The sequence below is a fragment of the Rhodopirellula sp. UBA1907 genome, from assembly GCF_002337565.1.
Taxonomy (GTDB): Bacteria; Planctomycetota; Planctomycetia; order Pirellulales; family Pirellulaceae; genus Rhodopirellula; species Rhodopirellula europaea.
The window spans coordinates 152,378-163,360 of sequence record NZ_DDGH01000083.1; the positions used below are offsets into that span (position 1 = coordinate 152,378).

At 56.7% G+C, this 10,983-nt stretch carries 14 protein-coding genes; 11 read left to right on the top strand and 3 right to left on the bottom strand.

The features are described 5' to 3' along the window. Positions 1 to 79 precede the first annotated feature (79 nt). The 3 genes from rpsL (at position 80) to fusA (ending at position 3,230) form a co-directional block, all read left to right on the top strand. Complete coding sequence (rpsL, locus tag B2R17_RS18080; RefSeq protein ID WP_007326865.1) at positions 80 to 445, top strand: 30S ribosomal protein S12; 366 nt, start codon at positions 80 to 82, stop codon at positions 443 to 445. Between the two features lie 74 nt (positions 446 to 519). Further along, positions 520 to 993, top strand: coding sequence for a 30S ribosomal protein S7 (gene rpsG / locus B2R17_RS18085; RefSeq protein WP_007326864.1), 474 nt, complete (start codon positions 520 to 522; stop codon positions 991 to 993). 62 nt (positions 994 to 1,055) lie between these two features. Continuing rightward, positions 1,056 to 3,230: an elongation factor G gene (gene fusA / locus B2R17_RS18090; RefSeq protein WP_286765092.1), complete on the top strand. Its 2,175-nt coding sequence runs from the start codon at positions 1,056 to 1,058 to the stop codon at positions 3,228 to 3,230. 165 nt (positions 3,231 to 3,395) lie between these two features. Here fusA and B2R17_RS18095 read toward each other — a convergent pair whose 3' ends face one another. From B2R17_RS18095 to B2R17_RS18105, 3 genes are all read right to left on the bottom strand, one after another. Next, on the bottom strand, positions 3,396 to 3,950 hold the full coding sequence (locus tag B2R17_RS18095) for a DUF2760 domain-containing protein (protein WP_339887731.1): 555 nt from the start codon (positions 3,948 to 3,950) through the stop codon (positions 3,396 to 3,398). Between the two features lie 91 nt (positions 3,951 to 4,041). After that, on the bottom strand, positions 4,042 to 5,346 hold the full coding sequence (locus tag B2R17_RS18100) for an aminotransferase class I/II-fold pyridoxal phosphate-dependent enzyme (RefSeq protein ID WP_037251403.1): 1,305 nt from the start codon (positions 5,344 to 5,346) through the stop codon (positions 4,042 to 4,044). A 129-nt stretch (positions 5,347 to 5,475) separates the two neighbouring features. After that, on the bottom strand, positions 5,476 to 5,898 hold the full coding sequence (locus B2R17_RS18105; protein ID WP_236615711.1) for a DUF2752 domain-containing protein: 423 nt from the start codon (positions 5,896 to 5,898) through the stop codon (positions 5,476 to 5,478). A gap of 470 nt (positions 5,899 to 6,368) precedes the next feature. Between B2R17_RS18105 and rpsJ the strand changes: the two genes are divergently transcribed. From rpsJ to rpsC, 8 genes are all read left to right on the top strand, one after another. Then, positions 6,369 to 6,695 (top strand): 30S ribosomal protein S10, encoded by a 327-nt coding sequence (gene rpsJ, locus B2R17_RS18110; protein ID WP_007326795.1) that lies wholly within the window; start codon positions 6,369 to 6,371, stop codon positions 6,693 to 6,695. Between the two features lie 334 nt (positions 6,696 to 7,029). After that, positions 7,030 to 7,716, top strand: coding sequence for a 50S ribosomal protein L3 (gene rplC, locus B2R17_RS18115; RefSeq protein ID WP_081610958.1), 687 nt, complete (start codon positions 7,030 to 7,032; stop codon positions 7,714 to 7,716). 11 nt (positions 7,717 to 7,727) lie between these two features. Continuing rightward, on the top strand, positions 7,728 to 8,396 hold the full coding sequence (gene rplD, locus B2R17_RS18120) for a 50S ribosomal protein L4 (RefSeq protein ID WP_007326797.1): 669 nt from the start codon (positions 7,728 to 7,730) through the stop codon (positions 8,394 to 8,396). Position 8,397: 1 nt separating this feature from the next. Further along, positions 8,398 to 8,721, top strand: coding sequence for a 50S ribosomal protein L23 (gene rplW, locus B2R17_RS18125; RefSeq protein ID WP_008661866.1), 324 nt, complete (start codon positions 8,398 to 8,400; stop codon positions 8,719 to 8,721). A 97-nt stretch (positions 8,722 to 8,818) separates the two neighbouring features. After that, entirely contained in the window at positions 8,819 to 9,679 is an 861-nt protein-coding gene (gene rplB, locus B2R17_RS18130) for a 50S ribosomal protein L2 (protein ID WP_007326799.1), read from the top strand. A 34-nt stretch (positions 9,680 to 9,713) separates the two neighbouring features. Continuing rightward, entirely contained in the window at positions 9,714 to 9,983 is a 270-nt protein-coding gene (gene rpsS / locus B2R17_RS18135) for a 30S ribosomal protein S19 (protein ID WP_007326800.1), read from the top strand. Positions 9,984 to 10,043: 60 nt separating this feature from the next. Beyond that, positions 10,044 to 10,403, top strand: a complete 360-nt coding sequence (gene rplV, locus B2R17_RS18140; protein WP_011121604.1) for a 50S ribosomal protein L22 — start codon at positions 10,044 to 10,046, stop codon at positions 10,401 to 10,403. Positions 10,404 to 10,498: 95 nt separating this feature from the next. Further along, positions 10,499 to 10,983 (top strand): 30S ribosomal protein S3 (gene rpsC / locus B2R17_RS18145; protein WP_286765094.1); only part of this gene is annotated, 485 nt, incomplete at its 3' end.

Genomic DNA, 10,983 nt, shown 5'->3' on the forward strand with positions numbered 1-10,983 from the left:
CCGCCATACTTCGCCGCTTGCAAAAATCTCGGCCCAAGTTGCGTGCCGCGACACATCACCGTCCAATTGCATTGTTTTCATGCCAACGATCAATCAACTCGTCCGTAAAAACCGGAAGCAGAAAAAGAGCCAGAGCAAGTCGCCGGTTCTCGAGAAATGCCCTCAAAAACAGGGTGTTTGCCTGCAAGTCCGGACCATGACCCCCAAGAAGCCAAACTCGGCTTTGCGGAAGATCACCCGGGTTCGATTGAGCAACGGCAAAGAAGTCACCGTTTACATCCCCGGCGAAGGCCACAACCTGCAAGAGCACTCGATCGTGCTCGTTCGCGGTGGTCGTGTTCGCGATTTGCCCGGTGTTCGCTACCAAGTTGTCCGCGGTTCACGCGACGCATTGGGTGTCGATGGCCGTAAGCAATCCCGCAGCCGTTACGGAGCCAAGAAGTAAGGCCCAGCCCTTCACTTCTCGGCATCTGTCGTTTCCAAATCATTCACTTCCCTTCGTAGCTCGATCAGACATTCATGGGACGCATCACTTCCAGCCGCTCGCAACTCATCGGCGACCCGCGGCACCACTCGTTGCTGGCTAGCAAATTCATCAACTGCTTGATGCTGGACGGAAAGAAGACCACCGCACAGCGAGTCTTCTACGATGCCCTGGAAGAGATCGGCAAACGCCACGAAGGTGAAGAGACTCCTATCGAAGTCTTCGAAGCGGCCTTGGAAAACATCAAGCCATACATCGAAGTTCGCAGCAAGCGAGTCGGTGGTGCCAGCTACCAAGTTCCAATGCAGGTCAACAAAGCTCGCCAACAAAGCCTCGCGATCCGCTGGATCCTGGCTGCTGTTCGCGACAAAAAGGGCCGCCCAATGGCCTTGAAACTGGCCGACGAATTGCTGGCTGGCTTCAAGAAGGAAGGCGCCGCCTACACCAAACGCGAAAACACGCACCGCATGGCTGACGCCAACAAGGCATTCGCTCACTTCGCATGGTGATCCGCCGCGAACGACTGAATTGATTTTCAGCCGCTACGCGCGATGCCCTCTAACGTTCACAATTGGTCGCGATTCGGTTCTGCCGGATCGCGATTTTTCTTTGCGCACCCGCCCCAAAACGCTTCCCAACGCACCGACCCGCCATGGCCGCCGACATATCCAAGATTCGCAACATCGGGATCATCGCCCACATCGACGCTGGCAAAACCACCGTCACCGAGCGAATGCTCTACCTCAGCGGCGCGAAACACCGGGTCGGGCGAGTGGACCACGGCACCACCGACACCGACGATGACCCCGAAGAACAAGAACGCGGCATCACGATCTTCAGCGCCTGCGTGAAGTACGCCTGGGGCGACTACAACATCAACCTGCTGGACACCCCCGGCCACGTTGACTTCACCGCCGAAGTCGAACGCTGCCTGCGAGTCCTCGACGGAGCGGTCGTGGTGTTCTCCGCACGCGAAGGCGTCGAGGCCCAAAGCGAAACCGTGTGGCGACAAGCTGATCGCTATGAGGTCCCTCGTATCGTGTTCATCAACAAGATGGATCGCGAAGGCGCGAGCTTCGAGACCGTCTTCAACGACATCGGCCCTCGACTGGGCGGCCGACCCGTTGCCGTCGAACTGCCCGTCGGCGAAGGCCCAGCTCACGTCGACAATCCGTTCCGCGGCGTCATCGACTTGGTCAACATGAAACTCCTGCAGTTCGACCCGGAGACTGAAGGCAAGCAAATCACAGAAACCGATCTGCCGGAGGAACTGGCCGACGACGCTGCGATCTGGCGAGAGCAGATGCTGGAAGCGGTCTATGAACTCAGCGAAGAAGCCATGGGACTGGCGATGGAAGACAAAGAAGTCCCTCGCGATGTGATCCTGGCAGCTCTGCGAAAAGGCTGCATCGACCGCACCATCCAACCCGTCTTCTGCGGCTCCGCTCTCCACGGAATCGGCGTGCAGCCACTGATGACCGGCGTCGGAAACTTTCTCCCCAGCCCGCTGGATCGCCCAGCGGTCGAAGGCCACGACCCAAAGAAACCCGACAAAACACTCTCCCGAAACCCAGACCCGAAAGAGCCATTCTGCGGCCTCGTTTTCAAGATCTTGCCCGCGAAAACGGGCGACAATTATTGGATCCGGATCTACAGCGGCGAGCTAAAACAAAACTCTCGCGTGCAGTGCCCCAACCGAGACAAAAAGGAAAACGTTGCCCAAATTTGGCAAATCCACGCCTCGAAAAAGGAACGCGACGGGCAAGTCGACTCTGTGGGCGCCGGCGATATCTGCTGCGTGATTGGCCCCCGATTCGCCATCACCGGCGACACGGTTTGCGACACCAAAGAAACAATCGAACTGCCCAGCATCAAATTCGCCGAAACAGTGCTCTCGATGGCGATCGAACCAGAAAGCACGGCGGACCGAAAGAAGCTGGAAGAAACCCTCGACATGCTCCGCCGCCAAGACCCAACCTTCCGGGCGGTCGACAACGAAGAGATCGGCCAGACGATCATTAGCGGCATGGGCGAACTGCACCTCGAAGTCATCCAGCACCGCCTGACTCGCGACTTTGGCCTGAACGTGAAGTTCTACAAGCCTCGCGTAAACTACCGCGAAACCATCGGCGGCAACGCCGAACTGGTCGGCCAATGCAACCGCGTGGTTGGCTCGACGCAGATGTTTGCTCGGCTGAAAGTGAAGATCAGCCCGACCGAAAACCCGTCCGATCCGGTGATCGTCTTTGACCGACTTCCACCAGACGTCGGCTTGCCCAACGCAGTCCGCAGCGCCGCGATCGACGAAATTCGCGACCGAGCGGAAGGCGGCGGCATGATCGCCGGATTCCCGCTGTCGGGCGTCCGAATCGATGTCCTGGACGCGGAAATGGCCGAAGAAGGCAGCGATGAAGTCGCATTCCGAATTGCCGCTGGCGATGCATTCGAAAGCGGCCTGCAAGCCGCCGGCCCCGTGCTTCTCGAACCCGTCATGCGAGTCGAGGTCACCACGCCGGAAGACTACATGGGCGAGATCGTTGGCGACCTGCAACAGCGCCGCGCCATCATCGCATCAACGGAAAGCCGCGGAGCCATGACCGTGATCACGGCACACGCTCCACTGAAAGAGATGTTCGGCTACTCCGGAGCCGTGCGAAGCCTCAGCCAAGGCCGAGCGGGAAGCAGCATGGAACCTTACGGCTACCAGGCAGCCCCCAAAGAAGACGCTGACAGCTTCCAGTACTAGAACGACGATTGGCGACCAGGCGGCAGAGCGACCGCCTGGGGCCACTACGGAGCACATCGGCATTCACACGAGCCCAAGCCTTTGCGGGCCTTCCGCAAGCGCGATGCGGACGGCGACCGGCAATAACCGACCTCCCGCCAAGCCGAAGCTTGACAGGCCGGACAACTAGGGAGCTTCGACCTGGGTCGGAGCGATCACCAACGCATCCTCGGAACTTCCTGACCAGGCGGGCAACTGAACTTGCGTAGCGACCCATCCGCTGTGCACGACCTTCCCCTGCGAAGCCCCGGACGCCTCTCCCACCCAGCGCAAACGAGCAGACGACGCACTTGCTTCGACCGGGATCACCCCGCCGTTCTCAGCGTCGGCGAGCGGCTTGATCGCCAACAACCGATCCAGCGTTTGACGGCACTGCTTCAAACATGGTCGCGCCGCGGCACCAACCTGATCATCACCATATTGATCCAGGTTCTCGTGAATTAAATCCACCAGCCGACCGTCTCTCTGAAGCGCCCCCAGAAGCGCAATTGCGTCGCTCTGCACCGGCTCCTGCCGAACCGGTTTCGCGGTCGCGACTGCCTGTTCCACGGCAGCCGGCGTGGACTGCGCCGACGAACCAGGCGTCAAATCGACGCCATCCAGTGCCAACGCGACACGCTCAGCGACCTGCCGATCAAACATTGCCTTCCAAAACGCTCTCAGAGCCAAACCCAAACGCATCTCGATGCTACCTCAAGAACCAATCACGACCAGAAAACGCCGACAAACACTGCTGCCCGACAAGCCTAATGAACACGAACTGGCGACTGAACTACGAAGCCGACGAAGCGACAGGCCCCGCGTCCGCTTTCCCGGCTGCCAGACACTTTCCGATCTGACGAACCGCTTGACGCAACCGGTGCTCGTTTTCAACCAAAGACATCCGCAGATAGCCTTCCCCCGCGGCACCGAAACCACTGCCTGGACTGACCGCCACATTACCGTCCTCTAGCAACATCATTGCGAAATCCATGGTGCTCATTTGGCTCTTCCAAGGCTCAGGAACTTCGGCCCAAACGAACATGCCCGCCTTCGGAGGATTCACATTCCAACCGAGCCGACGCAGACCGCTGACCAACACATCACGCCGGCTTTGATAGACCTCGGATTGCTTCGCAACAGTCGCTTCCGTTTCCCGAAGAGCCACGATCGCAGCGATTTGAATCGCCTGGAACATGCCGTAGTCGTAATAGCCCTTGATCGTGCCCAGACCGCGAACCATATCCGCGTTTCCAGCGCAGAAGCCAACACGCCAACCGGCCATGTTGTATCCCTTGCTCATCGTCGTGAACTCAACGCCGACATCCTTCGCCCCGGGAGCCGACAAAAAGCTCGGCGGCACATAACCGTCGAACGCGACATCGGCGTAAGCGAAGTCATGAATGACCATCAGGCCGTACTTTTTCGCCAAACGAACGACTTCAACAAAGAAGTCAGCTTCGATCACGGCCGACGATGGGTTGTGCGGGTAATTGACGATCAAAACCTTTGGCCGAGGCGTTAGGTTTTCGCACGTGTAGGCAACGTTCCGCAGGAACTTGTCCGGATCCGCCACATCCAACGCCACCACATTGCCCGACGCCAAAATCACGCCATACATGTGAACCGGGAAGTAGGGCGATGGAATGATCGCTGTATCGCCAGGCCCCATCAGAGCCAAACACATGTGCGAGAAACCTTCCTTGCTTCCCAGACAAGCGATGATCTCGCCTTCCGGATCCAATCGCACGCCGTATTTGCGATGGTATTTGCTAGCCACCTCGCGACGAAGATTCGTGATCCCGTTTGATTTGCTGTAACCGTGGTTACCGATATCAGCCGCTGCGTCATTCAGCTTCTGAACAACAACGGGATCAGGCGGATCCGATGGATTGCCCATCCCGAGATCGATCACGTCATCCCCAGCACGCCGCTTTTGATACAGCAGGTTGTTGATGCGACCAAACATGTATGGAGGCAAACGGTCGACCCGCGACGCCATCTTCACTTCGAATTCTGCTGGCTCAGGATCCGTCGTGGGCGAATCGATTGCGGGCGCGTCGATATTGGGCGTGTCGGGATTGAAGGTGTCACTCATTTTGACGCCAAGGTGGAAATTGCCAGGAAATAAACGAAAACCGCCGGCCTTCTGAAGACCAACGCGGGCCGCATTCTCACACGCATCCGCCACATTCGTGTAGGGGGAATCAAACTTTTGGCTCGAAATTCAATCGAACTGCAACCGAACCAGCCATTCAGCGACGCTGAGAACACCGATGAACACGACACCAAAACCAACCCACCAGTTCACCCGGCGAGACAAACTGCGGCCATACCAAACCAACCTCAACCCCAACACAAGCAACAACACAACAAACAAACCCAGCAACATCCCGGACAAATTCGCTGAGGCGGAGGCAACCAGATCCCCTCGCGTCAACCAACTCCAAGAAGTCGTCATGCCGCACGCGGGACAGCGAAGGCCAAACAACATCCGCATCGAACACGGCGGCAAACCCAACTGCTGATGCGTCCCGAGCCCGGCCGATGCGGGCGACAAAGAACGGGCGACACCCAGCAAACCTCCGCCGCCCAGCACCCAAGCGGCCACGATCACACGAACACCCAAACCGCAAGAATCACTGGACAACCCGACGATCGCCCGCGACTCGCTCCCACCAATACAACTGGCTCCACCGCCGGACGGCGAAGAAGGCAAATCGCCGTCAAAATCAACGTCCAATCAACCACCCGCCCCAAAACAAGACCAACGAACGCAAATCAACAAACCCGCTCAACCCAATTTGCCTTGCCTATTCAAAGCAAGTCAACTAACACCGACTCAAGGGATCGATCAATCGCGTCGATGACCATTGCCTTGGCGAATCGAAAACACAAAAGACAGAGAGCGCAAAAGACGCGATTCCAAGCTTCCTAGCACGGATTGGGTCGCGACAAGTCGCTGCCAAGATCAATCCCGGCAAAATCAACGGCTTTTTTTCATCAATTGTTCAAAAGCCGTTGACGCTCAATGACGTCAACCGTACATTCTCGCCTCCCCACAGCAAAGTTGTTGTGAGGAATGGACTCGTTTTCTCGTTCCCGACTTGGAAGTAAGCAGTGTCAACCGGCCCCAGCGAAGTCATCCGCATTCGAATGGAAGCGTACGACCATGCCGTGCTGGACCAGAGTGCCCGCGACATTGTCGATACCGTCAAAGCAACCGCCAGCATTGTGCATGGCCCAATTCCTTTGCCGACCCGAATAGAACGATACACGGTTCTGTCGAGCCCCTTTGTCAACAAGAAGGCTCGCCAACAATATGAAATCCGAACGCACAAGCGTTTGGTGGACATCGTTCAGGCATCCGCCAAGACGATCGAAGCACTCAACAAGCTAAGCCTGCCGGCTGGTGTCGATATCAAGATCAAGGCGTCCGCCCGCTGATCGGTCGACAATCGCACTTCGCAACCCCGGCACTCAACTGACAAAGAGCCATCACTGATTGAGCGACGGCGAATCACTTCGCTAGCAAAACCAGTCTTCAACCGGCCTCCCAGTCTGAACAAGATCGGACCCCACGGCAAAACGCCACCTCACCGGGGACCGACTCAAGTTACCCCATCACACACACGAATTGGTCACGGTTTTCCGCATGGTCGGATGTCGCGGCGAAATCACTCAGGCTCGGCGTCCGCCGATCACTTGAGCAGATCGCTTCGAAGGTCTCGGAACTCCTAACGAATCGCACATCGCTCGCTAACCGCGAGCAGGAACTGTTATGTCACCATCTATCCTTGGCCGTAAAATCGGGATGACTCAGATCTTCCTGGAAGACGGAACCGCTGTTCCCGTCACGGTCGTGCAAGCTGGCCCTTGCCACGTACTCCAAGTACGCAGCAAAGACCGCGACGGTTATGAAGCCGTTCAAATGGGTTTCGAAGACAAACCACGCCGCTTGGCAAAACGCAGTGAGCGTGGCCAAGTTGCAACCATCGAAAGCAAGCGTTCCAAGAAACGCTCGGCCGCAGGCATCGAAGCCCCCGCCAAGGCAGATTGCGAACCACAACGATTCGTTCGCGAATTCCGCGGACCATCCGAAGCAAACGTCGGCGACACCCTCACCGTTGAACAATTCAACGATGTCAAAAAGGTTGATGTCACCGGCACCAGCAAGGGACGCGGCTTCGCCGGTGTCATGAAACGACACAACTTCGCTGGACAACGTGCCACCCACGGCGTCAAGAAGTGTCACCGTCACGCCGGTGGTACCGGGATGAGTGCATCGCCGAGCCGCACGTTCAAAGGCAAGCGAATGGCTGGCCAGTACGGCAACGCCAAAGTCACCACCCGTAACCTTGAAGTCGTTCGCGTCGACGCAGAAAACAACCTGCTGATGATTCGCGGTGCGGTTCCTGGACCTAACGGCGGCTTTGTCTCGATTCGTCAAACCAACAAAGTCGGCTGAGGAATACAATCATGGCAAACCTACCTATCCTCGACGCATCCGGCAAAGAAGTCGGCCAGTACGAGATCGACACCGAACAAATCGCCAACCGAGTCAGCAAACAACTGCTGCACGACGTGGTGGTCATGTACCAAGCCAACAAACGCCAAGGTTCGCACAACACAAGAACCCGTGGCCAAGTCAGCGGCACCAACAAGAAGATGTACCGCCAAAAGGGCACCGGCAACGCACGTGCCGGCTCCAAGCGAACCAACGTTCGCCGTGGTGGTGGTGTTGCACGAACCGTCAAACCTCGCGACTACAGCTATCGCCTACCTAAGAAAGCTATCAAGATCGCCACTCGCATGGCAATCCGCTCGCGAATCGACGATGGCGAAATCGTTGTCATCAACGAACTGAAGCTGGACGCCCCTAAGACCAGCCAAATCGCTCAAATCCTGAAGAACCTCGGATTGGCGAACACCACGACTTTGATCGCAACCGCTGGCGATGACCAAATCATCTACAAGAGCGGACGCAACATCAGTGGCGTAACGGTCGAACCCGTTCGCCAACTGAACGCACTGACCCTGCTGACTCCTAAACGAGTGCTCTTCACACAAGAAGCACTGGACCGAGTCAAAGACGGCACATTCGCCGGTTCCACCCAGAACACCAACGAAGCGGAGGCAGCGGCCTGATATGTCTGCGATCCAACCACCTAAACCTGTTGAGCGCAAGATTGAACTGGAACCCCACCAGGTCTTGCTGAAACCGCTCGTCACCGAAAAAGGTGTGCACCGCGCCACGCGGAACAACCAATACGCGTTCCAAATCCACCGCGACGCCACCAAACTGGACGTCAAAAAGGCTGTTGAACATTTGTTCGACGTGAAAGTCCTGAAGGTTCGCACCCAGACCCGCAAAGGGAAAGCCCGCCGGTTCAAATACAAGATTGGACGAACCAGCGACTGGAAGAAAGCAATCGTCTCGCTTCACGAAGACCATCGCATCGACTTCTTCTAGGACACTGTGAAGATCTCTTGGTTCGCCAAAGATCTGACACCAATCTCAACGCAACACTTCCCCGCACAGAAACAGCTCGCAAGAAAAAGCGATACTCATGGGCATCCGAATCTACAAGCCGACCAGCGCCGGCCGACGCAACGCGTCGGTTAGCGACTTCAAGGAACTGACGCCTGGCTACAAGCCAGAACGTTCCTTGCTGCGTCCAAAGACCAAAACCGGCGGACGGAACAACCAGGGCAAAATCACTTCGCGTCACCGTGGTGGCGGACACAAACAGAAATACCGCGTCATCGACTTCCGTCGTGTCAAAGACGGTGTCGTTGCAACGGTCGATTCGGTTCAATACGACCCGAACCGCACCGCACGCATCGCACTGCTGAAGTACCCCGATGGCGAAAAGCATTACGTGATCGCTCCTTCGGGAGTTGCCGCGGGCGACAAACTACAAAACGGACCTGACGCACCTCCAGTGGTCGGCAACTGCTTGCCACTGAAAAACATCCCACTGGGAACGTCGGTTTGCTGCATTGAAATGCGTGCTGGCCGCGGAGCAGTGATGTGCCGCTCGGCCGGAACACAAGCGACCCTTCAAGCTCGCGAAGCTGACTGGGCTCAGTTGTTGCTTCCATCCGGCGAAGTTCGTCGCGTTCCGAGTGCTTGCCGCGCAACAATCGGTCAAGTTGGCAATAGCGACCACATGAATGTTGTGCTCGGTAAAGCTGGTCGTTCACGTTGGTTGGGTCGTCGACCTCACGTTCGTGGCACCGCCATGAACCCAATCGATCACCCGCACGGTGGTGGTGAAGGCCGAACCAAAGGTGGACGTCACCCAGTCAGCCCATCGGGCAAGAGTGCTAAGGGCGGCCGTACACGTCAAAAACGTAAACCAAGCAACTCGTCGATCGTTCGCCGACGCAAGAGTCGTCGCTACGGTCAGTTGAAACTCCACAAGTAGGCCACCCTTTCAGCGGCAACTCCGGTAAAAAATCATGAGTCGAAGCAGTAAGAAGGGTCCCTTTGTTGACCCAAAAGTCTTTTTCAAAGTTCAGAAGGCAGCCGAAACAGGCTCGAAAGAACCGATCAAGACATGGGCACGATCTTGCACGATCGTTCCAGAATTCGTGAACGTCACGTTCATGGTTCACAACGGCCGCCAGCACATCAAAGTGTTGGTGACCGAAGACATGGTGGGTCACAAACTCGGTGAGTTTGCTCCCACGCGGACCTTCAAGGGTCACGGCGGCAAGGGCAAACGCTAATCACTAGCGTCCCACCATACGGTTGGTGAATTTCACGAGTCAAACGATTTAGCGACAGACATGTCTCAATTCAACGCATATCATAAGAACGCCCGCATCAGCGCCCAAAAGGTGCGTCTGGTTGCCGATTTGGTTCGTGGCATGTTTGCCGACGAAGCATTGGACACCCTGAAGTATCAGCCCCAACGTGGTGCTCGCATGCTTGAGAAGGTGATCAAAAGTGCTGTCGGGAACGCACAGGACCCCGATCAAAACAGCGGACGCAGCCATCGCATCGAAGAACTGGTCATCACCGACGTTCGCGTCGACGGCGGCCCGATGTTCAAACGCATCCAGCCTCGTGCTCGTGGCATGGCGTTCATGATCAAGAAACGTTCCAGCCACATTCGTGTGGGCCTGACACACATTGAAAATGTTTAGTTGATGATCGCCTGAGGGAATCCTCAGGCATCCAAACGACACCAAACACAACACCGTTTATTTAACTCCCTGCCTTCAGCACTCAGCACTCTCCCATGGGTCAAAAAGTCAATCCGATTGCGTTTCGTACCGGCGTCACCCGTGGTTGGGGAAGTCGTTGGTATGCCTCGAAGCAGGATTTTGCGGACCTGCTGGTGGAAGATCGCAAGATTCGCGAATTCATCACCAAGCACCCCAAGAAGTCACAATACAAGAGCGCGGGAATCGATCGTATCGAGATCGAACGTACTCGCGATGAAGTTCGGGTGATGCTCTACGTTGCTCGCCCAGGTTTGATCATCGGCAAGAAGGGACAGGAAATTGAGATCCTGCAAGCCGAACTGCAGAACCTGGTCGGACGTCGCATCAACCTGAAAGTGGAAGAAGTTGGACGCCCTGAACTGCAAGCTCAATTGGTTGCTGAGGACATCTCGCAGCAATTGGCAAAGCGATCCAGCTTCCGCCGCACAATGAAACGAATGCTCGAACAGACGATGGACGCTGGTGCAAAGGGCATCAAAATCCAAATGGCCGGTCGACT